The sequence below is a fragment of the Gracilibacillus oryzae genome, from assembly GCF_009498735.1.
GTDB lineage: Bacteria > Bacillota > Bacilli > Bacillales > Amphibacillaceae > Gracilibacillus > Gracilibacillus oryzae.
The window spans coordinates 30,894-56,605 of record NZ_ML762442.1; the positions used below are offsets into that span (position 1 = coordinate 30,894).

Annotated in this window: 25 protein-coding genes and 1 riboswitch; of the genes, 8 read left to right on the forward strand and 17 right to left on the reverse strand. The window is 37.9% G+C overall.

The window, feature by feature from the left end:
• Nucleotides 1-58: 58 nt before the first annotated feature.
• The gene (locus F9U64_RS17545; protein ID WP_153406211.1) at nt 59-940 is read left to right on the forward strand and encodes a LysR family transcriptional regulator; all 882 of its coding nucleotides are present in this window, start codon (nt 59-61) and stop codon (nt 938-940) included.
• Nucleotides 941-1,406: 466 nt separating this feature from the next.
• Here the strand turns inward: F9U64_RS17545 and F9U64_RS17550 are convergent, their stop codons facing one another.
• Complete coding sequence (locus tag F9U64_RS17550) at nt 1,407-2,522, reverse strand: 5-methyltetrahydropteroyltriglutamate--homocysteine S-methyltransferase (RefSeq protein ID WP_153406212.1); 1,116 nt, start codon at nt 2,520-2,522, stop codon at nt 1,407-1,409.
• A gap of 182 nt (nt 2,523-2,704) precedes the next feature.
• Nucleotides 2,705-2,814: riboswitch (SAM riboswitch) on the reverse strand.
• A gap of 96 nt (nt 2,815-2,910) precedes the next feature.
• The gene (locus F9U64_RS17555; RefSeq protein WP_194287430.1) at nt 2,911-4,023 is read right to left on the reverse strand and encodes a GGDEF domain-containing protein; all 1,113 of its coding nucleotides are present in this window, start codon (nt 4,021-4,023) and stop codon (nt 2,911-2,913) included.
• 280 nt (nt 4,024-4,303) lie between these two features.
• Here F9U64_RS17555 and F9U64_RS17560 point away from each other — a divergent pair, with 280 nt between their 5' ends.
• Nucleotides 4,304-5,245: a magnesium transporter CorA family protein gene (locus F9U64_RS17560; RefSeq protein ID WP_153406214.1), complete on the forward strand. Its 942-nt coding sequence runs from the start codon at nt 4,304-4,306 to the stop codon at nt 5,243-5,245.
• Between the two features lie 59 nt (nt 5,246-5,304).
• Here the strand turns inward: F9U64_RS17560 and F9U64_RS17565 are convergent, their stop codons facing one another.
• The gene (locus tag F9U64_RS17565; protein WP_153406215.1) at nt 5,305-6,369 is read right to left on the reverse strand and encodes a C45 family autoproteolytic acyltransferase/hydrolase; all 1,065 of its coding nucleotides are present in this window, start codon (nt 6,367-6,369) and stop codon (nt 5,305-5,307) included.
• A 196-nt stretch (nt 6,370-6,565) separates the two neighbouring features.
• Here F9U64_RS17565 and F9U64_RS17570 point away from each other — a divergent pair, with 196 nt between their 5' ends.
• Nucleotides 6,566-7,675, forward strand: coding sequence for a DUF2515 family protein (locus F9U64_RS17570; RefSeq protein WP_153406216.1), 1,110 nt, complete (start codon nt 6,566-6,568; stop codon nt 7,673-7,675).
• Between the two features lie 267 nt (nt 7,676-7,942).
• On the forward strand, nt 7,943-8,482 hold the full coding sequence (locus F9U64_RS17575; protein ID WP_153406217.1) for a hypothetical protein: 540 nt from the start codon (nt 7,943-7,945) through the stop codon (nt 8,480-8,482).
• A 108-nt stretch (nt 8,483-8,590) separates the two neighbouring features.
• On the opposite strand, the gene F9U64_RS17580 is transcribed toward F9U64_RS17575, so the two are convergent.
• The 5 genes from F9U64_RS17580 to F9U64_RS17600 form a co-directional block, all read right to left on the reverse strand.
• Nucleotides 8,591-9,292, reverse strand: a complete 702-nt coding sequence (locus tag F9U64_RS17580) for an HAD family hydrolase (RefSeq protein ID WP_153406218.1) — start codon at nt 9,290-9,292, stop codon at nt 8,591-8,593.
• Nucleotides 9,293-9,354: 62 nt separating this feature from the next.
• The gene (locus F9U64_RS17585; RefSeq protein ID WP_153406219.1) at nt 9,355-10,284 is read right to left on the reverse strand and encodes an alpha/beta hydrolase; all 930 of its coding nucleotides are present in this window, start codon (nt 10,282-10,284) and stop codon (nt 9,355-9,357) included.
• Nucleotides 10,262-10,810, reverse strand: a complete 549-nt coding sequence (locus F9U64_RS17590; RefSeq protein WP_153406220.1) for a helix-turn-helix domain-containing protein — start codon at nt 10,808-10,810, stop codon at nt 10,262-10,264. Before F9U64_RS17590 ends, F9U64_RS17585 begins: the two co-directional genes overlap by 23 nt.
• A gap of 821 nt (nt 10,811-11,631) precedes the next feature.
• Complete coding sequence (locus F9U64_RS17595; RefSeq protein WP_153406221.1) at nt 11,632-11,925, reverse strand: hypothetical protein; 294 nt, start codon at nt 11,923-11,925, stop codon at nt 11,632-11,634.
• A gap of 71 nt (nt 11,926-11,996) precedes the next feature.
• Entirely contained in the window at nt 11,997-12,872 is an 876-nt protein-coding gene (locus F9U64_RS17600; RefSeq protein ID WP_153406222.1) for a patatin-like phospholipase family protein, read from the reverse strand.
• A 159-nt stretch (nt 12,873-13,031) separates the two neighbouring features.
• Between F9U64_RS17600 and F9U64_RS17605 the strand changes: the two genes are divergently transcribed.
• On the forward strand, nt 13,032-13,385 hold the full coding sequence (locus tag F9U64_RS17605; protein ID WP_153406223.1) for a VOC family protein: 354 nt from the start codon (nt 13,032-13,034) through the stop codon (nt 13,383-13,385).
• Between the two features lie 96 nt (nt 13,386-13,481).
• On the opposite strand, the gene F9U64_RS17610 is transcribed toward F9U64_RS17605, so the two are convergent.
• The 5 genes from F9U64_RS17610 to F9U64_RS17630 form a co-directional block, all read right to left on the reverse strand.
• On the reverse strand, nt 13,482-13,919 hold the full coding sequence (locus F9U64_RS17610) for an RDD family protein (RefSeq protein WP_153406224.1): 438 nt from the start codon (nt 13,917-13,919) through the stop codon (nt 13,482-13,484).
• A 12-nt stretch (nt 13,920-13,931) separates the two neighbouring features.
• Entirely contained in the window at nt 13,932-14,933 is a 1,002-nt protein-coding gene (gene sppA, locus F9U64_RS17615; protein ID WP_153406225.1) for a signal peptide peptidase SppA, read from the reverse strand.
• An 83-nt stretch (nt 14,934-15,016) separates the two neighbouring features.
• A complete protein-coding gene (locus F9U64_RS17620; protein ID WP_153406226.1) occupies nt 15,017-15,235 on the reverse strand; it encodes a hypothetical protein in 219 nt (72 codons plus the stop codon).
• Between the two features lie 105 nt (nt 15,236-15,340).
• Nucleotides 15,341-16,474, reverse strand: a complete 1,134-nt coding sequence (locus tag F9U64_RS17625; RefSeq protein WP_153406227.1) for a 5-methyltetrahydropteroyltriglutamate--homocysteine S-methyltransferase — start codon at nt 16,472-16,474, stop codon at nt 15,341-15,343.
• Between the two features lie 100 nt (nt 16,475-16,574).
• Nucleotides 16,575-17,489 carry a LysR family transcriptional regulator gene (locus F9U64_RS17630; protein WP_153406228.1) on the reverse strand — a complete coding sequence of 305 codons (915 nt, stop codon included), beginning with the start codon at nt 17,487-17,489 and terminating at the stop codon, nt 16,575-16,577.
• A gap of 110 nt (nt 17,490-17,599) precedes the next feature.
• Between F9U64_RS17630 and F9U64_RS17635 the strand changes: the two genes are divergently transcribed.
• The 3 genes from F9U64_RS17635 (at nt 17,600) to F9U64_RS17645 (ending at nt 20,066) form a co-directional block, all read left to right on the forward strand.
• Nucleotides 17,600-18,025 carry a pyridoxamine 5'-phosphate oxidase family protein gene (locus F9U64_RS17635; protein ID WP_153406229.1) on the forward strand — a complete coding sequence of 142 codons (426 nt, stop codon included), beginning with the start codon at nt 17,600-17,602 and terminating at the stop codon, nt 18,023-18,025.
• Nucleotides 18,026-18,531: 506 nt separating this feature from the next.
• Nucleotides 18,532-19,047 carry a GrpB family protein gene (locus F9U64_RS17640; RefSeq protein WP_153406230.1) on the forward strand — a complete coding sequence of 172 codons (516 nt, stop codon included), beginning with the start codon at nt 18,532-18,534 and terminating at the stop codon, nt 19,045-19,047.
• Nucleotides 19,048-19,217: 170 nt separating this feature from the next.
• Nucleotides 19,218-20,066 carry a patatin-like phospholipase family protein gene (locus F9U64_RS17645; RefSeq protein WP_153406231.1) on the forward strand — a complete coding sequence of 283 codons (849 nt, stop codon included), beginning with the start codon at nt 19,218-19,220 and terminating at the stop codon, nt 20,064-20,066.
• 60 nt (nt 20,067-20,126) lie between these two features.
• On the opposite strand, the gene F9U64_RS17650 is transcribed toward F9U64_RS17645, so the two are convergent.
• The 4 genes from F9U64_RS17650 to F9U64_RS17665 form a co-directional block, all read right to left on the reverse strand.
• Nucleotides 20,127-21,017, reverse strand: coding sequence for a carbohydrate ABC transporter permease (locus F9U64_RS17650; protein WP_153406232.1), 891 nt, complete (start codon nt 21,015-21,017; stop codon nt 20,127-20,129).
• 6 nt (nt 21,018-21,023) lie between these two features.
• The gene (locus F9U64_RS17655) at nt 21,024-21,977 is read right to left on the reverse strand and encodes an ABC transporter permease (RefSeq protein WP_153406233.1); all 954 of its coding nucleotides are present in this window, start codon (nt 21,975-21,977) and stop codon (nt 21,024-21,026) included.
• A gap of 81 nt (nt 21,978-22,058) precedes the next feature.
• A complete protein-coding gene (locus F9U64_RS17660) occupies nt 22,059-23,678 on the reverse strand; it encodes an extracellular solute-binding protein (protein ID WP_153406234.1) in 1,620 nt (539 codons plus the stop codon).
• Nucleotides 23,679-24,079: 401 nt separating this feature from the next.
• On the reverse strand, nt 24,080-25,702 hold the full coding sequence (locus tag F9U64_RS17665; protein ID WP_153406235.1) for an extracellular solute-binding protein: 1,623 nt from the start codon (nt 25,700-25,702) through the stop codon (nt 24,080-24,082).
• Nucleotides 25,703-25,712 lie beyond the last annotated feature (10 nt).

The window sequence follows — 25,712 nt, forward strand, 5'->3', positions numbered from 1 at the left end:
AATATTAGTTAATTTATTTATAATTGATAAGAATTCATAATTAATTGGAGATGAGAAGATGAATATACATTGGCTTCGAACATTTGTAACAGCTGCAAAAAATGAGAACTTCAGGCAAACAGCGGAAGAGTTATTTTTGGCTCAACCAACTGTGACAACACATATTAAACAGCTTGAGAAAAACTTCCACACAAAGTTTTTCCGCCGATCTGGGCGTAATATCGTGCTAACAGAAGCAGGACATCGCTTCCTCCCACATGCAAATCTTATTTTATCCGCCTATGAAGAAGGAGCCCATGACTTAACATCATGGCATCAGGGCTATAAAAAAACACTGACATTAGCTGTTTCTCCGATCCTCGCTGCTTCCGTTCTTCCCTATATTATCAGACAGTTTATGGAGCGTTATCAGGAGATCGAAGTGATCGTACAGGTGTGCGAATCCAGTGATATTGGTGAAATGATAGAAAAAGGAGAAGCGGATATAGGATTATCAAGGATGCATCCAATTCAAACAACATTAACAAATCAAAAAATCATGGAAGAGGATGTGGTTTGTGTATGCCCGCATGATGGCGGTGACATGGAAAGCAGTCCACCAATCGATCTGGATTTCCTGATTGAAACACAGACATTATTTACTTTTAATCATCCCGAATATTGGGACAGCCTTTTAGCTGCAATAAGGGGAAAGCATCAGAGAATACGGACAATGATCGTTTCACAGGTGCATATTACCAAAAGATTTATCGAGGAGGGTTTGGGTTTTTCTTTTCTGCCGAAATCGGCGGTAAGACGGGAACTTATGGAAGGACGAATGCTTGAAGCCGACACACCGGGAATTCGTTTACCAAGGGCATCAACCTATATCATAACCCGCGGCGAATCGAAAGAAACGAGCATGTTCCAGACATTTTTAAGAGAATATTTTTCCTATTAGTCTGTTTTAAAAAACAAGCTTGTATTGAGGCTTTGAACTTTGTGAACATATTTCCTATGTTGTTGCTAGCTAGGTAAAGCAAAAAGAGCATGGGACATAACTAAAATATACGAATGATACTATAATGCAGAAAATGTACGCACATAATAAGCGTAGTCAAAATACTAAGCTCATGCGGGAACAGCGCGAGCCGAAGATCCCGCAGGAAAGCGGGATTTGCTTTCCGAGGAAGCTAAGGCCGTGCCCGCGGTAAAGAAGACACTACGAAAGCTTAGTGTGCTGGAGTAGATGTCGCACTTATGCCTGTGGTGAAAGCGAAGTATTTTGACGGAGCGAAATATGAACCAGTTTTTTCATGAACAAAAATCCGGACACGCTATTGAATGTCCGGGTTTTGATACGTACAATATAGTTTTGTTTCAGCCTCTACACCTATTAACAACATTTTTATATTGCAGACAAAAAATTATCTGTTAGAACTCCAAATCTCATTCGCTAAGTCCACGATATATTTTAATTTATTCCACTGGTCTTCTTCTGTTAATAAATTCCCGTGGTGTGTGGAAGCAAATCCACATTGCGGGCTTAAGCAAAGCTGCTCTAAAGGAACATATTGAGTCGCTTCCTCTACACGTTTTTTAATTTGCTCTTTGTTCTCTAATTCTCCTGTTTTTGAAGTAATCAGACCTAGCACCACTTTTGCACCGTCATTCGGGATATGGCCTAATGGTTTGAAACCGCCAGAACGATCATCATCATATTCCAGGAAAAAGCCATCCACTTTTTCTTTGGCGAATAATGTTGGGGCGATCAGATCATAGCTTCCTTCAAATGCCCAGTTTGAACGGTAGTTCCCACGGCATAAATGCGTTGTCACAGTTAAGTCACTTGGCTTGTCTTCAAGCACACCATTGACTACACGCAAAGCCAGATCAATTAAGAAATCTCTTGAAAATTCGCCATCATTAAATGGAATATCAGGTGAAGATAAACCAGCAATATATACATCATCAAACTGAAGGTAACGAACACCAGCATCATAGAATGCTTTCACTGCATCGCGATACGCCTGGATCACGTCGTTTGCATAATTTTCAATATCCGGATAAATGGATTCATCACGGATTCCGATATTGAATAACTGGTTCGGACTTGGAATCGTTTGTTTCGCTACCGCACGGCCACCAACAATTTCATTAAACTCTTTGAAATCCTGGATAAAAGGATGATCTGGGTTGAAAGAAATTTTTCCAGTATTGCGAACATTGTATTTTTCTGTTTCTTCCTCATTATTGAAGATATAACCAACTTCCGGAACATATCCTTCAATGCCGTTTAAATGCTCAAGAAAATCAGTATGCCAGAAACGGCGGCGAAATTCTCCATCTGTTACAAGTTCTAAACCTACTTCAATTTGTTTATCTACAATATGTGCAATTGCTTTATTTTCCACTTCGCGTAATTGTTCTGCTGAAATGCTGCCTTCCTGAAAATCTTTTCTTGCTTGTAATAGATTTTCTGGTCTTAATAGACTTCCTACATGATCTGCTTTGAATGGTCCTGTGATAGTTTTTGTTGTCATTTTTCATTCTCCTCTTTTGCTATAAATTATTCGCTCGTCATTTAGCGAATGTGTTAGTTTTTCAGATACTTGGTACTTGAAAATTATTACTGCGTCGGTTTACTTCGTTGCTAAAAATTCATGCTCTCCTTACATAAAAAAGGCCTTCTAAGAAGAAGGCCTTTAGTTAATAAAAGTCACTCTTCTTATCTTCTAGACTGAGAACAGTCTATTGGAATTAGCACCGGGTCTTCGATCAGACTGGTTGCTGAGACATCACAGGGCCAAATCCCTCCGCCTCTCTTGATAAGAGATACTATTAAATTAAATGATTAACTGATTGTTAGTTTAATATAACAAAGAATAAAAAGCAATACTTTTTTAAAAAATTCTGAATATTCTACTACTATTACTTAACAGCAGCTAAAGTTAACTGGTCACAAACCGTCTGATTCTTGCCATTATGTTTCGCCTTGTACAGCAGTTCATCTGTTTCATGAAAGAATTCCGATTTTGTAAAGTGCTTTTCAAGTTGTTTTAATCCAATACTTACGGTAATGCAATTGTTAAGTTCACTATGAAACTCATTCGCAATACGGTGACGCAACTCTTCTAAAATTTGATAGGTTGATTCCAGTGACTTGTTTGTCAGTAATACAGCAAATTCCTCCCCGCCATATCTTGCGGCAATATCTTCTTCTGTTACTTTCTCGGAAATTGCCTGAGCAACCCGCTTTAATACAATATCCCCATTGCTGTGTCCATGCAGATCATTGACTTGCTTAAAATTATCAATGTCTATTAAAGCCAGCTGAACTGGCATATCGGAAGTGACACACTGTTCATAGAGAAAATCCAGGTATTCATAAAAAGTTTTATGATTGTATAAATTTGTAAGCGGATCAATCTTCGTTAACCTTTCCATCATTGTGCTTTTGACAATTAACTGTTGTTCTTTTTCAATGGCATGATGCAAGTTATCAAGTACTTCATTTGCTCTTGATAAAACAATCCGAAAAATAGAATAACTGCCTAATATAACAAATACATAGCAGCTGAATTCATAAATCGTTATCGTATTGCGCATTTCCGGAATTAAGTATAATGACATAATGGCAATAAGATTAATATAGAGACTGAAGGTCAGCTTCTTTTGATCCAAATATACTAAGATCGCCGCCATTTGCAAAATAAACAGAATCTGCAATCCAGGGATTTCCAAATGCGTTACAATCACAGCATATATGAGCAGTGTCCCAGTCAATGTCATGAGAATATGATTGGAAATACCTCTTATTTTTATTAAATATGTAGTAATCCCCATTAATGCCAATTGAATCGTTGCCGGAATAATCAGCAGATTTAAGAAAAACCCTTCCGAATAATCTGGAAAAAAGTATACGGTAATAATCCATCCTGTCATATGTCCTGTAATTGATATAAGAAACAGTATCCAATATATAATAAGTATTTTTTCAGTCCACAGTTTGTTGTTTCTTTCAATATGATTGTAATTGGTCATTTTACCCATCCTTCGTTATTATTCCACTTTATCCATATTATTCGGGACTATCCACCTATCATAATCTTATTATGTAGTTTTATAATACCATACAGTAATAAAAAAATGACATTAATAAGCAATAGTTTCGCCGAACTTTCTTCCTATTTTAAGATCAAATGTGGTATTATTGCTGGCACAATTTAATATTTTGCTATTAAATACAGCCCATAATGAAATGGACCGTTTTGTTTAACAGGAAAGTGATCGTGGTATATCTTCATAGAAAGGAAGAATAGTCATGATTACAATATATCAGTCAACAGAAGATGGAAAATTAATAGAACTAGAAGATTTTAAACAAGACAGCTGGATTCATTGTACAGCACCGACAACGGAAGAAATACTACAGGTTGCTGAGAAATGCAGAATACCTGTAGATTATCTGCAAGATCCCCTTGATTCCGAGGAGTCAGCCAGAATAGAATATGATGAAGCAACAGATTGTACGATTATTATCAATGATTTTCCTGTACCTGGCGAGAATGAGGGCCAATTTCTATCCTACACCACCCTTCCCATTGGGATTATTATTACCAAATCCTATATTGTGACAGTCTGTCTGAAGGAAGCTCCTTTTCTAAACCAATTGCAGGATAAAATAGTTACCAAGATGAAAAGCAGGCTTGCACTACAAATATTATTTGCGGTTTCCACCTTATATCTTCAAAGTCTGGATAAGTTAAACAGACAGCGAATTACGATTGAAAAGAAATTAAAGCAATCTTTAACAAATAAGCAGCTCTTTAATCTGCTGGAAATTGAAAAAAGCTTAGTGTATTTTTTAACATCTATCCGTACCAATAATGTGGTGTTAAAGAAAATTCTGAGGGCTGAATCAATTCCTCTTTATGATGACGATAAGGATTTACTTGAGGATGTCCTGATTGAAAGCACACAGGCAATGGAAACGACGGAATTGTATTCAAGCATTTTAGATAGTATCACGAACTCCTATTCGTCCCTAATTTCAAATGAAATGAATTATGTGATGAAAACATTAACGCTTTTTACTATCTTTCTGACCTTGCCTACACTCGTTTTCAGTTTCTTTGGTATGAATGTGGCACTGCCAATAACCAATAACGGGCTATCTGGCTGGTTTATTACGATTATTATTTCTATCGTGCTTTGCATAGCAGTTGCGTTGTTTTTATGGAGAAAGAAGATATTTAAAAAATAGACAGAAAATGCCGAGCTCAAATGTATGAGTTCGGCATTTTTCAGCTACCATCATTTCGTTTATTTATTGCTGAACCAGTCAGCTTTTTCAAAATTTAGAAACGGGATTTCTGTATTGACTTCCCCTTCTACTCTATCAATTGCAGTATCAATGCCTTCCAGCCATCCACTAAAGTCAAAAACAGCTGGTTTCTGGTCACCGCCAAGGGCAAACCACACTTCTAACTGTTCTGGAAAATAAAGAGAAGTATGAATTGTGCCTGCCCAGTTTTTGTACAGATCGGAAAACAAGCCTTTATCTGTATCATTTAACAGATGATAGGCTTCCTCCCCATTCAATCCCTTCGAATAATTGGTTTCCATTAAATCCCGTCTTTTTATCGAGTCTTTCAGATAATGTCTGTTTTCTTTTAATTGCAAATCAAAATGATTGGTACAGGTATACCCTTTCCTGCATTCCACCCCGCGTGGTGATGCTTCTACAACCATTGGTTCCTGCTTCCCGTCATATAGAATATAACTGAAAGATCCACGATGAGGAATTGCTTTGAGCAACTCTACTGCTTCCTTTGTATCTGCACATTGTTCCAATACAATGCGTGCGATCATGTTACAGACAAATCCATTGCCAGGCCGTTTTCTGTTGATAAAGGTATAACCTAGAACAAGTCCTTTCTCATTCATCCCGTCACATCGACCAGTTATCCGCTGGCTGACACCAATCGTTGCATAACCAGCATCAGATGGTTTATAGAGATTTAGTATGCCATCATATGTTTTCGGATGATAATCATAGTTACGGACAAAATAGTCTTTTCCAATCATAATCGAACAGCCGGATTTCTGGATTTTTAACCTGTAGCCGCCAAATTCAAATAATACTTTTTGCCATGACCAGCCCAGTGCATCTTTCAATCCTCTAAACTCGTCCCAAATTTGAGGCGCAAATTTCTGATATACCTGTTTTGCTTCTTCTACATCGATCTGAAACAATGGTCTGCGGACTTTCCATTGTCTCTCCCTATTTTTTAAAATGTAAGAGTCTTTTAATTGTTCTCCCTGCATATAGCCATAATCATAATGAGAACCTCTGAATTGATTGATTTCCGCAAAAATTGTTTTCATGTTGAACACCTCTGCTCTTCTCTCTGTTTCACTGCCACGTCTCTCGCTGATTCATTTTACCGCTTTTTGTGATCAGATTTCAATTATGTGGTATTTAGTAATTACATAATATGGGAACATTTTGGTAAGCCTAACAGTTAGCATCAAAATTTCTATTACATATACTGTAAGCAAGAAGAAGGAAAGAGGGTCTAAAATGTGGAAGCTATCTCCTGAATTAAAAGCCATCAAGCAGGCTCTCAAACAAAACAAACTGCCAAACCATTCTGCTGATCTATCCTATGCAGAGGAGAAGATCGTCAGACAGATTGAAAAAGAAACAGAAAAACATAATCTGAACAATCTGACAAGAACAGCAGCTTATCTGGATTTTTTCACATCTTTTCCTGAATTGGAGTGGGCTTTTCTTGCCCATATGGTATCGAGAAATGCCGGCTGGAATATGACCGATTTGAAAGGAACTTTTTTATCTAAACTGTTAACATTAAAACAGCAGGAATATTTCTTTACTTTTCTGGAAAGAAGCAATTGGCTGATCTTCCAGGACGCTTATCCCCAGCTGCTTCTTTATCAGGAGAGCAAGTTACAACAAAGAAACTTATTTCATCTGCTGCCACAATTCGGTGTTTCTTCTTTTATGGTAATACTATGGAATCATTATTTACAAACCAAAAATGATAAGATGATCTCTACAGCACTAATAATTAATGAACAGCATTATATTGAAAACAGAGTGGTACATCATCCTGATTACCATGCCACGATTTTTGAATCCATTGAATTCAAGTTACAAGAACTGTTGGAATTAAATCAAATTCTTTTCCCTTCAAAAAGTGAGGAAAATACCAACGTTATCGGCCTATCTGTTCATCATTTTGCTGCTTTGAATGAAAGAATTGAGTTAGGAAAAAAATTATATCAGCTCCTGTTCGATGAAGAAAACTTTTCAGCGGTATATGATTTTGCCATCAACCATTCTCATACTGGTTCCAGAAACGATTTTTATCCGCAATTATTTAATACAGTCTTGGAAGAGACTCCATATGACAACTATCAGATAAGGCTGGAAAGATGTCAGTTACTCGCTGGTACCCATAGATTGTACAGTCCGAGACTCAGAGATGCGTGGGGGAATGTGCCGCAATTACCAGCCGATAAAGGGGACTGGTATCAGGATTGGAAAGTGATTAAATTATTGCAATCTGCCAAGCATTCAGTTTTGAAAGAAAAGATTCGGGATTCCTACTGTGATGGTTTAAAAAAACTGGAACTGGCAGTGCTTGCCAAGAGCACATTAACCAAATGATAGTCCTGTTAAAGGTAAATGATGATCACAGCGCCATCCCCCCCTTCAAGATTCAAGTAACACGAAGAAAGTAAGTGGGGGATAAACAGACGCTAAGCATCCAGATAAGTTTCGCTAATGATCAGTGAGGGTACAAAAACCCCCACTGATCAAAGTTTCCCTTTATATTCGCATTTCGTTTTGAAATGGCCGATACTTATGATAGTTCATATTTACTTGTAACCTTATGTAAACAATAGCCGTCTATTATAGGGGGTGGACTATTATATGAAAATGTCTAGATCATTACTTGCACTTGCTTTGTTTTTATCGTTATTTGGATGCAGCCATAGCACAAATGATACAAAACAGTCTGATACAGAAAATGAACAAATGTACGAAGGTCTTGTAGCAACTGAAAAGACATTGCCTGTTAATTTTTACGAGATTGCATTTGAAAGAGAAACAACACCTTTGTTTCAATACTTGATTAGAAAAGTGGTTAATCAGTCAGAATTCGAACAGACATGGGACTTTTATGAATTGGAAAACAACATACCGAACGTTAACTTTACCGAGAAAGACGTGTTGTTCATTGGAATTCAGGAGTCCGGAAGTTGTCCCTACACGATAAAAGAGGTTGAATTAAGCTCTGCAAACAATACGATGACAGTGCCTATATCTTATTTAAAACCACAAGAGGAATGTACTACTGATGCATCACCAAGAACATTTGTCATTCAAATTGATAAAGAAAAGTCTAAAAAAGTAGAAAGATTAGTTGTTGTTCAAAGCGGAGCAGAAACGAACATACCCTTAGAAAACTAACGATGGAAACCCTGATATTTGTCGGGCTTTCTAAATGTTAATCGAAATATCAACATTGCCAAAAGAAAAAGCCTATTCCTATTTTTCATGGAATAAGCTTTTTTTATGTTAGGATTGGAAAAAATCCAACAGTTCTTTTGCATGGTGGAATTCCTCGTCTGGCTTATATGGGCTGTTGGCTGGAATGCTTCTGTTTCTGTGATTCATCCATATTGCCTGCCAGCCAGCTTGCTTGGCACCAACCACATCTTTTTCAAAGGAGTCTCCGATATAAACCGTTTGTTCTGGGATACTATTTATTTCTGCTGCTACTATATCAAAAATCTCCCGTTTTGGTTTGGCGATTCCATGGGTACCAGAAATAAAAATATGATCTTTTCTGATCCATTTGTCCAGTTGCAACTGGGCTATTTTCAGTGCCTGATGGCTCTCCTCTCCATTTGTCAGGATTGCCAGCTGCTTGCCTTGCTGCTTTAGTTCTGTTAATAATTGCTTTATTTCCGGAAAAAGCGAGATTTTGCGCTGTTCCTCTTTGTATTCCTGATCAAACCGTACAGCCTCCTCTTCATCAATCTGGATCCCAAAATCTTCGAATGCTTTTGTTATTCTGCCAATCTGCCAGTCTTTAATCGATATTTCTCCCTTTTCACTTTGATCAAAAAGGATCTCACTATACTTGCGGCTTTTTCGGTAGATTTGATCCAACTGCTCATAAGTCTTGTCACTGTCGATTAATTTTTGGAACGTTCGATGGAAGGATAACGCCTGGTCATATAATGTATCATCAACATCAAAAATAATTGTTTGCAAAATTATCTGCTCCTTTCGTTTTATCATCTATATTAACACGATAAATTTTGTCAGCCAGTCAGTCAAACTGTCAGCCATTCTGCCAATCTTTCTTTTAATTCCGGATGAATGGGTTTAGAATGGTTTCTTTGATAGATTTTCTTTATTTCCAGTATGTTCACATCATCTTTTTCTTCTTTCAGTAAGTGATCCATGTCCTCTATTACATATGTTTTAACATCTGTGTTTACATCTTTTAAACGCTCTAGTTTCCGGTAATCTGATTGGATGTCAGCAGCTCCGGTGATTGCCAGCACAGGGCAGGAGATTTTTTTCAAGTCTGACAACAAATCATAAGCAAAATGCTCACGCGCCCATTTGGCTGGAAACGGAATACCTTGGACTCTGATCACATCTTTATCGGTATTCTTTATTTTTGCAAAAATGCGCTGGTTTTTCTTTTCTGTTCTTTTATCAAGCTGGAAGGTGCGAAACAACCAGCCTGAAAAGTTCTTCTTCGCTTTCAGTGCTGTAAAAGCTAATTCGCGCTGCCGTGCAGAAGCTTCCTCAAATGTTTCGCCACCACCGCTTAATAAAATGATTCCATCAAGCATCTCCCTTGCAGCTACTGCTGTTGCGATCATTGTTCCTTCACTATGGCCAAGCAGCATGATTTTTGTTCCTTGGGGCATCGTGTTTCTGGTATATTGAATGGCAGCCTGCACATCATTAATAGCATCATGCAAGCCTGTTCGCAGATGGTCCCCTTCACTCTTCCCCACCCCGCGTTTGTCATATCTGAATGTAGTAAAACCCTTACTGATTAAAAAATCCGCTAATTGTTTGTAAATACTAAAGTTCATCCATTTTTGATTGGCATTTCCGTCCCGATCCACTTTACCTGATCCCGGGATAAAAAGAATAATCGTATGTTGATCATTTTCTTCAGGTTTATTGATTGTTCCTGAAAGCATAACATCACTCTTAAACTTAATCTCCGTCATTTGCATCATTTCCTTTCTCCGGAATGATAATTGTCGTAAATTTTCGTTTTATCCGATCATTATCTGGCTCCAATTGCTGGTATTTTTGATATACGTTCTTTAATTCCTTTATCATCTCTAGAAACTCCTGATCAGATAAATACATATTCGCCTGTCTAAAGCTGATCCCGTCCTCCACTAAATTGATGTTTCCCTGCTCTAAATAATTACCATAATCGAGAATGGTGTTGGAGATAAACTGTGTAAATAACTCCAAATGCTCTTCCTTGGACAATTTCTCAAAATGCTCGGGACTGATACTTTCCGTGTTTGGCGCCAGGCTATAAACCCTTTCAACAGTCCCGCGCTTTTGATTTTCTTCCTGAATCACGAGCATTCCTGCTTGATAAAGATACTTGATATGCCGATAAAGAGTTGCATGAGGAGTCTTCGGCAAATATTCAGCAAGCTGGGAGGCTGTAAGATATTTGCCCCCAGCCAATGCCTGGATAATCTCAAATCTGACAGGATGCAAGATCTTTTTCCAATTTTTCATTCTGATCACCTTTTTTATTAGTATCTATTTTAATATTAGTATCATTTTTGATATTAATCAAGTGATTTTTTAAATTTAATATTATTGTTATGAAATGTTAGGCGAGTGATGAATTGTTGGTGTTTGTTTTAAATGATTACTGGGGAACTCGTATATAAAGCGGAAATCTCACACTCTGGCTCAGGTGATTTCCCGGTTATCTTCTTATTAAGCGGAAATCTTACCCTCTGACTCAAGTGATTTCCCGGTTATCTTCTTTTTAAACGGAAATCTCACACTCTGGCTCAGGTGATTTCCTCGTTATCTTCTTATTAAGCGGAAATCTCACACTCTGGCTCAGGTGATTTCCTCGTTATCTTCTTATTAAGCGGAAATCTTACCCTCTGGCTCAAGTGATTTCCTGGTTATCTCCTTATTAAGCGGAAATCTCACCCTCTGAGTCAGGTGATTTCCTGGTTATCTTCTTATTAAGCGGAAATCTTACCCTCTGACTCAAGTGATTTCCTGGTTATCTCCTTATTAAGCGGAAATCTCACACTCTGACTCAGGTGATTTCCTCGTTATCTTCTTATTAAGCGGAAATCTCACCCTCAGGCTCAGGTGATTTCCTCGTTATCTTCTTATTAAGCGGAAACCTTACCCTCTGGCTCAAGTGATTTCCTGGTTATCTCCTTATTAAGCGGAAATCTCACCCTCTGAGTCAGGTGATTTCCTGGTTATCTCCTTATTAAGCGGAAATCTTCACCTTAAATCAAGTGATTTCGCGGTTATTACAAAAAAATGAGCAACACCATCATGGCACTGCTCATTCAAACATTATTTTAAAAAAATAAATCTTCCTGTTGTGCTTTTATATTGACTACTGCCCGCTTTAATTCATGCTGGCATTCTTCGACGCGCAACTGTGCATTAAACAATGGTTCCATTGAAGTTCCGCTTCCATTAATTGCTTTGCCGCGGGCATCCTGAATCTGATCCTGCACTTCACGCAATTGCTGCTGTAATTGTTGAATTTCTTCGATATCTGCATCGTTCCTTGCCCGGCGAGTGGCGTCCTGAAGCTGTTGGGAGAGCAAATCAAGCTGTTCAATTTCATGGCCATTTTGAATTGGCATAAGTGATCTTCCTTTCAAAAACATTTCTTCCTTATGTTTTGTAAAAATTCAGAAATTAAACATTAAAAATATTAGTTCACATGTTTGATCTGGTCCGGATCATAACAGAATTCCTTCAATTGTGGCAGTATTTCTTTCATTTCATTATACCCTTGCTGATATAAATGAATCAGCTTTTTTCTGTCTTTTTCCATTCTCCCAACAGATAATTTCTGGATTGGACTGATAATAAAAACATTCCCTTTTCTTTCTTCCTCATATAGGTGTTGCAATTTCTCATTGTAAAGATGATGACGCTTTTCGATTGCATGCAGAAAATGGGGAAAATCTCGGTATTTTTTTCGGATTAACCAGTGAAAAGGTTCTGATTTTCTAAGATAGCCTCTGTTTTTCGTTAAAATTACGATATTTTTCTTGTTGCCATCTTTGATTGATTGCTCAATCGGAAGTGGTGCAGTGATACCACCATCAAGCAGTATCCGGTCTTCGAAATGAATAGCAGGTGCAATTAACGGAAGGGAACTGCTTGCACGGATAAGTGTAATCATATCTTGTGCATAGTTGGACTTATGGTAAAATACCGCCTCACCTGTCTTACAGTCCGTTGCACCAACAACAAATTCTTCTGTTGCCTGATAAAATGTGTCATAATCAAATGGATCTAATTCATTCATGATTGTTTCAAATAAAAAATCCATGCCAAATAACTGTCGTTTTGAAAACAAATTTCGTAAAGATAAATATTCTGGATGCTGGATATAATCAATATTGACCCTCTTGTTGCGATTGAGTTGACGTGAAATATAAGAAGAACCATTACACGCACCAGATGAAACACCGATTACATATGGGATGTAAATGTTTGCTTCCATTAAGTACTGCAGCACACCCGCAGTGTATACTCCCCTGCTTCCACCGCCTTCAAGAATTAAACCTACACCTTTCATATAATCTCCTACTCTGTTATTTTTTATATTGTCTCTCTTTCATTATACTCTTCCCAGTTAACATTATAGACTAAATTGCTTATAAATTGTTACCAGAATTGACGAACGCTTCTATTCATCATATGGTTGATTTATCAATAATTTTAAGGAGTGGTTTTGATGAATCCATTTAATAAAAAAATTACAGGGATATTTATACCAGTAAAAGATATCGAAAAAGCGCGCAACTGGTATTGTGAACTGCTGCAGATGGAACCTGCAGATGATTTCCCTGGTGGCCATCTGTATGTGTTGGAACTTGATGGAGTGAACGTGATACTCGACAGCAATGTTTACGCTGAAGAAACGATTTACAAGACACCTGCCTTTCACTTTAATACAGATAATATTGAAAATGCCTACAATTATATGCAAACAAAAAATGTTGAGCTCCTGTCAGACATTCAATTTGGTCACTTTTTTAATTTCAAGGATCCTGACGGGAACCACCTAATGATGTGTGAGTTAAAGTGAGACCTTGATCAGTGGAGGTTACAGACGATTAACACTGCGATAGAATAGGTTAACAGGAAATGCATGGACAAAAACCCTTGCATTTCCTTATCCCAATCATTCATCTAACACAACACGCGTATTGCCGATCATGTCATGGATGCCTTGTTTTTGTCTGGTAAACGCGACAAAGAGATATAACAATAACGTGATGGGAAACACACGGTGAATGAATCTTCCGACAACTTCACGGAAAATAAGGTCACTCCATCCTAATGGCATGCTGTCTTCCCGAACCACTTTTAAACCAAAGATCATCTTTCCTAATGTCTGATGGAAATATTTTGTCATAAACAAAAAGTAAAGATAAAAAACAAGCGCGCCTAAAATCCCATTCAATGTCCAATAACCTACATGAATCGTCGCACCGTCATTAATAAACTGAAATGGCAGCAGCAATATACCGTTAATGCTGAAAACGATGATAATATCAGCCAAATATGCCCAAAATCGCATCCAAAATCCGGCGTATCTTTTCGTTACATTATCTTCCATTTGCCCACCCCTTTATCGTGAATACAAATACATTGCACGCGGTGCATTGCCTTGCTGTAATAATTCCTTAATGCCGGTAAAATCTGTGTTATTTCCGAACATGTTCTGAATCTGCGCACCGAAAAACTGACCAAATGGCATCCCGTTTTCATATTCTACAACCCGGGAGCTGGCAAGATCATGCTCTTCTTTTATCATCGCAATCGTATCATCAAGGGAACCAATGGCGTCTACAAGCTCGACTTCCAATTCTTGAGAACCTGTATAAATTCGACCATCACCAAGCTCACGAACACGTTCTTCTGAAAGCCCTCTTCCCTCAACGATGACATCAACAAAGTCATTGTACATATCATCAATCATGGATTGTAATATTTGCCTTTCTTCCTCTGTCATTTCCCGGTAAGATGAGAGAATATCTTTGTGCTCACCACTTTTGATTGTATTAAAATCAATTCCCAGCTCTTCAGCCAATTGGGTGAAATTAATATTTTCCATAATCACACCAATCGAACCAGTCAAAGTTGCTTTATGTGCGACAATCTTGTCAGCTGGCGCAGAAACATAATAACCGCCCGATGCTGCTGTGTTACCCATTGACACATAGATCGGCTTGTTTGTTTCTTCTTTTATTTCATTAATCTTGTCATGGATTTCAGCACTCTCCACAACACCTCCACCAGGTGTATTAACATGTAAGACAATGCCTTTTACACTATTATCTTCTCCAGCATGTTCCAACATGTCCAAAAAGCGCTGATGATTATAGCTGGAAGTGTTCAAAAGCGAACTTGGTGTTGTATTCTGAATCACTCCATTCAAATGGAGTACTGCTATTTTACTTGCAGGGGAGCCTTCTTCTACCACTTTCTCACTAAATTCCTGATCTAAATCAGCAAAGTTAAAGGCTTCGTTCATATTTGCTGAAAGAATGCTTGACATAAACTGAAACCCCATCGAAATAAAAAACAAAGCAGCTGCAACAACTAGTGCAATCCACCGTTTCATGTTCATATGTACATACCTCCTTGTAAATGATAATCCTGAACGGACCAGCTTCACTAACCTTTACGAAACATGTCTGGAAAAGTTTCAGTTTAGCTTTGATTTCCTATCGGTAATATGTAAGAAAAACCTGCAGTCGCCATGACTGCAAGTTCGTATTGTTGATTAATTGTTTTCGTTTCTTGAATTGGAAGAAGCTTTTCCTCTTCTTTGTTGATCAGGTCTTTTTCCTTTACCATGCAGCTTTTTCCTTGGTGCGTATGAATCTTTGACCATTGTGATTCCCCTCCATTTTGAGTAGAATGCATCATAGAACAATGCTCTTTTAGGCTAACCTTTCCCTGTAAGAATATGCTTAGAAAAATCAGCAAAAAACCCGCAGATTCCTGCGGGCTTGCTTTTTAACCTATATAATTCTATCCCCAGACTTCTTCCGCAACTTCTTTGATTAGAAGAAGCTTATTCCATTGCTGTTCTTCTGTTAAAATATTTCCTTCTTCTGTTGATGCAAATCCACATTGCGGACTGATGCACAGACGATCAATATTCACATATTCTGCTGCTTCTTCAATGCGTTGTTTGATTGCTGCTTTATCTTCTAATTCACCCGTTTTGGATGAGAACAGACCAAGAACCACTAATTTATCATCACTTACATGTGCTAATGGTTCGAAACCGCCAGAACGGTCTGTGTCAAATTCCAAATAATATGCAGCCACCTTTTCTTTTGCAAATAAAATTTCCGCAATTGGGTCATAACCGCCTGAAGATGCCCACTTGGAATGATAATTTCCGCGGCAGACATGTGTTGTAATAACTAAATCTGCTGGTGCATTTTCAATTGCTAAATTATTTACTTTTAGATTCAGTTCGCCTACTTCCTGTACATTTGCACTATCATGTCTGCTTGCCCAATATTTTGGATCAACAAGCATGCCCCATGTACAGTCATCGATTTGCAAGCTGCGGCAGCCTGCATCATATAAATCCTGGATTACCGTTTGATATGCCTTCGCGATATCTTCTACAAGCTCATTTACGTCTGGATAGATTTCTTTTGTACTTTCACTGTTATCAGGACGTTGCAATTCAGCGAGAAACTGTGCCGGTGCCGGAATTGTTTGTCTTGCAACCACCGAGTCATCAGCAAATTGCTGAATAAATTTGAAATGATCGACAAAAACATGATTTTCGCCACTGATTTTTCCAGTTAATCTTGCTGTTTCCGGACGTGTTTCTTCTCCGTTAAATTGATATCCTTGTTCGATTACTTCTTTTTTCACACCATTTAATTCCCACATAAAATCTAAATGCCACCAAGAACGACGGAATTCCCCATCAGTGATCGCTTTTAATCCGACTTCTTTTTGTTTTTTCACTAGATCTTCTATTGTTTCATCTTCCACTTGTTTCAACTCTTGTGCTGAGATTTTCCCATCAGCGAATGCGGAACGTGCTTCCTTTAGCTTGTCTGGTCGCAGGAAACTTCCTACATTGTCATAACGAAATGGTGTGATTGTTCTTTTGCCTGCTGCTGTCTGTACTGGCATGATTCTCTCTCCCTCATATGTAAGTAATGTGAGATTAGTGTAGCATGAAAAAACATCCATAAGGTAAGATATAAAATCTATCGTTTGCTATAGTTTTAAACTATATCTGACTTATTTCATCTGCAATTGTTTCATGCAGGAGCTCGATATAAATTTTGGCCATCGGGCTTTGGACTACATGTTTATGGGTGATGTATCCTACTGTAATCCGTTCATCCACTTGTAATGGGACAGAGATAATATTTTCTCCATTTAATTCTTTACTGATCACCCCTGTGGAGATGGTATAGCCGTTCAGGCCGATCAGTAAATTAAACAATGTTGCCCTGTCAGTTACACGAATATTCTTAAGGCGTGTCAATGTGCTCAAGATTTCCTCCGAAAAATAAAAGGAATTATACTCCCCCTGTTCGTAAGAAAGATAAGGATAGGGCTCCAGGTCAGCTAATGTTACATAATCCTGCTGTGCCAATGGGTTATTTGAACTGATAAACACATGCGGTTTTGCTTCAAACAATTGCTGAAAAACTAAATTCCCTTCCCGCAAAAATTTGGAGATTACTTTTTCATTGAATCCATTCAAATATAATATTCCTATTTCACTTCTGAGATTGGTGACATCATCGATAATTTCATACGTTTTTGTTTCCCTTAACGTAAACTCATATTCCTCGCGGTTGTAATCTTGTAACAATCGTACAAAGGCACTTACCGCAAATGCATAATGCTGGGAGGATACGGCAAACTGCTGTTGCGAACTGTTTTGAGCATAACGGTTTTCTAATAATTCTGCCTGTTCCAGAACCTGCCTCGCATAGCCGAGAAATTCTGACCCTTCCGGAGTGATGATAATTCCTTTATTGGTTCTGGAAAAAATGGTGATGCCCATCTCCTTTTCCAGTTCTTTAATGCTGTTGGATAAACTCGGCTGACTGATAAACAGGTTTTGTGCTGCCTTACTAATGGAGCGGCTTCTTGCCACTTCAATTACATATTTGAGTTGTTGAAATGTCATTCATTTCCCTCCCTGTAGATAAATACTGTCTGTGTACTGTGTCTAAGTATATCACGTTTAATTTCCACATTGCGTGGAATAATATCCCTAAGAGGAAGGAGTAGATAAAAATGAGTAATCAAGATATACGTAAGCAAATAGAAAATATTCTGGAAAACAGTCATGTTGGTACATTAGCAACAATTAAGCAGGATCGCCCCCATTCCAGATATATGACCTATACACATGATGGGCTGAAATTATTTACCGCAACAAGCAGTGATACAGACAAAGTGGATGAAATTGAAAAAAATCCTTATACCCATATTTTACTAGGCTATGAAGGGGATGGCTTTGGTGATGCATATGTGGAATACCAAGGCAAAGTTAAAATTAATGAATCAGAAGATTTAAAAGAAGAATTATGGAATTCCTATATGGAAAACTGGTTTGATGGTCCCAATGATCCGAAATATATCGTATTGGAAATCGAACCACTGGCAATAAGGTTAATGAATAAAAATGGACAGGAGCCGAAAGAGCTGGATTTAGAATGAGACTTTTTAAAAGACCTGGGCAAGGGACTAATTGTCCGGGTTTTTTATTTGATGTTTAAAATCCCTTTATTCTTTAATTAGCCCCTTCCCTGCTCTCTTTTTGATGTTTAAACCGCTCTTATTCTTCATTCAGCACCTTCCCTGCACTCCTCTTGATGTTTAAAACACTCTTATTCTTCATTCAGCACCTTCCCTGTACTCCTCTTGATGTTTATAACGCTCTTATTCTTCATTCAGTACCTTCCCTGTATTCCTCTTGATGTTTATAACGCTCTTATTCTTCATTCAGTCCCTTCCCTGCACTCCTCTTGATGTTTATATTATTTTATGTGGTTACAGATTCCAGTTTATAGTAGAATTGGTTTAGGTGATTTTCTTAAAAGGAATTAAAAGGTACACAGATAACAGAAAATATCTGATTCATCATCAGCAATTCAGCGAAAGACGAACTGATAAAATTGTGAAGCAAATGTTGGAAGAGCTTATTAGAAAACAGGTGATCATATATGACGAAAACCGTTGTGCGTCTTGCAGCTTATAATCCTGCCTGGGAAGAACAATTTAGGTATGAAAAGCAGCGCATTCTTTCAGTGCTGGGTGACAAAGCGATCAGAATTGAACATATTGGCAGCACTTCTATATATGGCCTTTCTGCCAAACCAATCATTGATATCCTAGCAGGGGTAGAAGATCTGGAGATAGTCGATCACATTATCACACCACTTGAGAAAGTCAATTATGAATATATACCAAAACCCGAAATAATGGATCGTAAATTTTTTCGAAAGGGACCTTGGGGGCAAGGGACTGTTCATTTACATATCTGTCAGCATAATGGAAAGGAATGGGTGGAAAAATTGCTGTTTCGCGACTATCTCAGATCACATCCACAAGCAGCAAAGGCCTATGAAGACCTAAAGATGGAATTAGCCAATCTTCATACATATGACCGGCAAACTTATACAAAGAAGAAAGAGCCATTTATTCGCGAGATTATTCAAAGTGCACGAAAAACTATGTAAGTGTGTAACAGAATTCCAAGCTGATATGCGGGATGTCACAAAATAGTGAAGAAATAGAGCAATATCGAAAATGATCATTAAACCCCTTTGCAAACAGCTAACAACAATTTTCCAATTAAACATGCTAAAATAATCTTTGGATTAACTACATATTGGTAAGAGGAGATATTATGGAAAAAACAGGATTAGTTTTAGAAGGCGGCGGCAGCAGAGGTGTGTATACTTCAGGCGTGCTGCATTACTTGATGGAACAGAATATTTATTTGCCATATATAATCGGTGTATCGGCTGGTGCATGTAATGGTTCTTCCTATATTTCACGGCAAATGGAGCGAAATAAGACGGTCAGCATTGATTTTGTTAACCATCCGGATTATTTATCTTTTCGTAATCTAATCAAGAAAAAACAATTATTTGGGATGGACTTCTTATTTGACACTTTGCCGAATCAGCTTGTTCCGTTTGATTTTCAGACATATAACAATGCAGCGGAGGAATTTGTGATTGGTGTAACGGATTGTATCACAGGTGAGCCGGTATTTTATCACAAAACACAATATGCACATGATGTGTTGACACTGCTCCGCGCTTCCAGTTCACTTCCATTTTTTGCCCCTGTCGTAGAGTATGGTGATCGTATGCTGATGGACGGCGGCTTAGCAGACCCTATTCCGATTAAACAGTCGATTCGAGATGGCAACAATAAAAATGTTGTTGTCTTAACAAGAAATCGCGGATATTATAAGAAGCCTCAATCAATCAGCTGGTATATGCGCAAAAAATATAAAGACTTTCCAGGATTGTTGGAAGCAATGGAAAAACGCCATCTCATTTATAATGAAACATTGGAATATATCTTTGAGGAAGAGAAACAGGGCAATATTTTTGTGATTTACCCGCGGGAAAAGTTAACCGTTGGCCGTGTGGAGCGGAATAAAACAAAACTGATGGATTTGTATCATCAAGGAATAAAGGATGCTGAAGAAAATGTTCAGCCTTTAAAAGAATTTTTGGCATAGCTGATTACACAACAGCTATGCCAATATTTATATTAAGGGGGGAAACCCAAAATAACGATGTTACTCTTTCACTGATCCAATCAATACACCTTTCACGAAAAAGCGTTGCAGAAATGGATAGATAATAAGCAGTGGCAATGCAGAAACAATGATGACTGCATATTTAATTAAGCCTGCTGTTTTTACCTGTTCCACAAACGATTCCATCTGCCCAGCTTCCTGTGTATTCATGTCTATTTCATTGATAACCAGAATTTCTCTTAAAAACAGCTGAAGTGGATAAAGATTCTGATCAGAAATATAAATCAGGGCATTGAAATATTGATTCCATAGACTTACCCCGTGGAATAATGCCATTACTGCAATAATCGGTCCAGCTAATGGCAAGACGACTTTACGGAAAATATAAAAATCAGATCCTCCATCCATCTTTGCTGCTTCAACCAGTTGCTCTGGGATGTTCTGCTGAAAGAATGTCCTTGCAACTAAAATACTCCACGCACCTACTGCATTTGGAACAATAACAGACCAGATTGTATCCACCATTCCTAATGATTTTACAACCAGGTAAGTAGGAATTAATCCACCATTAAAAAACATTGTGAAAATAATGAACCATAAGATAATTTTTTTACCCATGACCTCTCTTCTTGACAGTGCATAGGCACAAGGTATTAAGACAAGTAAATGAATCAATGTCCCGAGAAGTGTGTAAAGAATGGTGTTACGGTACCCGATCCAGATATCACTGTTTTCAAAGACCTTTCTGTATCCCTCTAGCGTAATATCAACGGGCCATAGCCACATTCTCCCTGAACTAACCGCTCCTGGATCACTGATAGAGGCGCTGACTACAAATATTAATGGATAAAGAATGACAGCTGTCACAATTAGAAGAAATATTTTATTCACAATGTCAAATGCTTTATCAGATAAACTAACTCTCATCATTTTCACCTACCATAAGCTGTTATCACTCGTTTTCTTTGCGATCTGATTGACGGTTATCAGCAAAATAATATTAATCATCGAATCAAATAGCCCGATTGCGGACGCAAAACTGTATTGGCCCTCAAGCAAACCACTTTCATAGACAAAAGTCTGAATAACGTCAGAAGTGGAAGAGTTCAAATTGTTTTGTAACAATAATACTTTTTCAAATCCTACTGCCATAAAATTACCTAGACTTAAAATAAATAGGACAACAACGGTTGGCAGGATTCCGGGAATATTGATATAGCGAATTCGCTGCATTCTTGTTGCTCCATCGATTTTGGCTGCTTCATGGAGTTCAGGGTTAATTCCTGCTAATGCCGCCAAGTAAATGATCGAGCCCCAGCCAAGCGTCTGCCATACATCTGACCAGACAAAAATATGACGAAACCATTCCGGGCTTGTTAAAAATGGGACAGATTCGCCGCCAAGACTCGTAATCATGTGATTGGCAAGTCCTGTAATCGTGTCTAGAAAAGCAACGATCATTCCGACAATAACGACAACGGAGATAAAATGTGGTGCATATGTAATCGTTTGGACCCATTTCTTAAACGCACCATTTCTTAATTCATTCACAGCAAGCGCGAGAATGATCGGTAACGGAAACAGTGCCAGCTGGTATAAATTTAACAGCAAGGTGTTTGTCAGCAAGCGCCAAAAATAATAAGAATCAAAAAACCTTGTAAAATGGTCAAAACCAATCCAGGGACTGCCCCAGATTCCTTCCGTTGCATAAAAATCTTTAAAAGCAATCTGCACACCGTACATCGGCAGATAATGAAAAATGATAAAGAAAGTTAAAGCTGGAAGGAGAAATAAATATAGTTGCCAACTATTCTTAAATCTTCGCAAAAGCTTATGTATTTTACTTCTTTCTTTCTGCTTCTTGTCTATTTCCAGGTTAGCAGTTGTCATCCATCCAACCTCCTTTAGCTAGATTATGGAAGTACAATAGGCAGTGGATGCCCTATTGTACTTCATATATTTTGTTAAAACTTAGCTGTTCTTGAAACGTTCATATGCAGCATTCTGAATTTCCATATACTCTTCTAAGCCCATATCTTGAAGTGTTTGAACATAGTTATCCCACTCAGCAAAGGAAATTTCGCCTGTGATCAGTTTGTCTCTGGTTTCTTTGACATATTTCTCAATATCAGTTGCAAGTGCTGAGAATCTTCTGCTCTCTTCTTCTGTAAAAGTAAAAGCCGGCCATATTTCTTCAGGTATATATGGCTCTAGCCTTTCTGTTGCTTTTATGGAACTAGGAAGACTTTCCGAACCTTTAAAATAATCTTGTTTCACAATCCCTGGGTAGCCTCCCCCAAGCCATGTCATATATTTTGCTAATTCCTGTTCCATTGTTAAACCATCTGGACTATTGGTGATCTTGTCTAAATACTCCACCTCGCCATCTTCTGTTTCTTGATACGTTTCTCCCTCAAGTCCCATAAAGAATAGCTTGGCCCCTTCATCACTGTAAAAATAGTCCATCCATCGAACAGTGGCAGCTGGATTTGGATTTTCTTTGGTGATCACAAATCCTCCCATTCCAGCTAAAGAAGATCCCAAATCTGTATACATTTTGTCCCCATTTTCACCCTCCAGTGCATTTCCACCGGTAAATTTACTACCAACCTCTTCACCGAAAAGGGAAATAGTGTTGTGAAAAACGGTACTTCCATAAATGTTTTGTGCACCATTTGCTAAGAACTGGTTATAATCAATGGAGAATATATTCTGCTGGATCAAGCCTTCACTATATAATTTGTTAATATATTGCAACATTTGCTTATATTCTTCATCATCAGCGAAAAAGCGCAGTTCATCACTGTCTGAATCAACATCTATATACGGGTGCCTTATTCCTCTGTTTCCAAGACCATATGAACCTTTTATCCAGCCAACTAAACCATCAATCACTGTCCCGCCATATGGTATTTCATCTTGCTTGCCATTTCCATTAAGATCTGTTTCCTGAACTGCTTTTAAATATTGATAAAATTCTTCTGTCGTCTCTGGATTTTCCATTCCCAATTTATCTAACCACTCTTGATTGACCCAAGGACGAGCTCCATCAAGAACAGATAGGAAGTCAGGTTCATAAATCGTTGGCATGGAATAAATTTTTCCATTCGGGAAAGTTATCCCCTTCTTGATGTCTGGATTTTCATTCATTAATTTCTTTAAATTGGGTGCATACTGATCAATTAAATCATTTAGTTCAAGAAAAACACCTTGCTGTCCATATTCTAGTAAATCGAGATTGGATATATCTGCAGAGTGAAAAACATCCGGTAATGTACCACTTGCTAATGCCAGATTCCTTTTTTCTGCTAACGCATCTGTTGGAACCATTTCCCATTCCACATCAATGTTTGTCATTTTTTCATACTCATTAAAGATCATGACATCATTCCAGTCTTCATGGGTAGTTGCTGCTCTGTCTGCAAAGAATTTAAGCTGAATTTGTTCATCAACGATCGGCATTCCTGTTTCGTTAACTTTTTCGGAAGCTGTCTCTGCACTATCCTCCCCTTGTGTACCTTCTGCATTATTGCAGGCGGATAATAATAACACAGCACTTGTTGCAGCTAATAGACTTTTTTTAAGCTTCAAAACCTTTCCTCCTCAATATCCTTTAATTTCAAATTTAAAAAAATTCACCTTACGTTAACTGAACCTTTTTAGCAAATTCATAAACAACTGAAAATAATTTTAATCTGTCATCATGAAACATTGCCGACTCTTCTTTGAAAAAAATCTTTTAAATAAAGTAGATACTTGGAGTTTTGTTTGAATGCGATCACGGTATGGATTCCTTTTGAGCCAACTATACATGGCGCGAATACCAAAAAAGGGAAATCTGGAAGGAGAAATAATACAAATCTTTGTAAAACCCTCTGTATTTTGGATTTCTCTTTCTGCTTTTTATTGATTGGGCAGTTTAGCAAATGTCTGTATTATCTGGTACAATAGGCATCAAGTTCCATATTGTACCAGTATTTATTTAGTCAACCTTAACTGTTTTTATAACGCTCAAATGCGGCATTCTGAATTTCCATATATTCTTCCAAGCCCATATCGTTTAATGTCTGAATATAGTTATCCCACTCAGCAAAGGAAATTTCGCCAGTAATCAGTTTGTCTTGTGTTTCCTGCACATATTTTTCAATATCTGCAGCTAGTGCTGAGAATCTTCTGCTCTCTTCTTCAGTAAAAGTAAATGCTGGTACCAGTTGTTCTGGCAAGTATGGATCTAATCTGTCAGCAGCTTCTATTGCAGAAGGAAGACTTTCTGCACCTTGGAAATAGTCTTTTTTCACAATACCAGGATAACCTCCGCCAAGCCATGTCAGATGTTTGGCTAATTCCTGTTCCATTGTTAAACCATCCGGACTATTCGTGATACTGTCTAAGTATTGGATTTCTCCATCTTCTGTTTCTTCATAGGTTACTCCTTCTTTACCCATAAAGAATAATTTCGCACCTTCATCACTGTAGAAATGATCCATCCATCTTACTGTTGCAGCAGGATTTGGATTTTCTTTTGTGATGGCAAATCCTCCAAGTCTTACTAAGGAAGAACCAATGTCTACAAACATTTTTTCCCCATTTTCCCCTTCCAGTGCATTGGCGCCTACAAATTGTTCTCCCGTATCACCGAAAGATGTTCTCGGATTTGTAAGTACGGTACTTCCGTAAATGTTTTCTGACCCGTTTGCTAAGAACTGGTTATAGTCGATGGTATAAATATTTTGCTGAATTAAGCCTTCACTATATAATTTATTAATAAATTGCAGCATTTGCTTATACTCTTCTTCAGCTGGATAGAAGCGAAGCTGCTCATTATTTTCAGGGTCTAAATCCACATATTTATGGCGTGTTCCCAGATTTCCTAAACCATAGGCACCTTTCATCCAGCCAACTAAACCGCCAATTACTGTCCCGCCATAAGGGATCTCGTCATTCTTGCCGTTCCCATTTAGGTCTGTTTCCTGAACTGCTTTTAAGTATTGATAAAACTCTTCTGTTGTTTGCGGATTTTCCATTCCCAATTGCTCTAACCAGTCCTGATTAATCCATGGCCGTGAACCGATCAAAACGGACGTGAAATCAGGTGAATAAATGGTTGGCATCGAATAGATCTTGCCATTAGGGAAAGTTAACCCTTTTTTAATATCAGGATTTTCTTCCATTAGTTTCTTTAAATTTGGAGCATACTGATCAATCAAATCATTTAATTCAATAAAAACCCCTTGCTGTCCGTATTTTAATAAATCAAGATTGGAAAGATCTGCAGAGTGAAAAACGTCAGGCAGTGTCCCACTTGCGAGTGCCAGGTTTCTTTTTTCTTCCAACGCATCAGTTGGCACCATTTCCCATTCCACATCAATGTTGGTCATTTCTTCATACTCATTAAAGATCATGACATCATTCCAGTCCTCATTAGTGGATGCAGCACGATCCGCGAATATTTCCAGTTTGATTTGTTCATTAACAATTGGCATACCTGTTTTGCTGACATTGTCGGTATTTGCTGTCTCGGCAGTACTCTCCCCGCCAGACCCTTCTGCATTACTGCAGGCAGATAATAATAATACAGCACTTGTAGCAGCTAATAGACCTTTTCTGAGTTTCAATATATTTCCT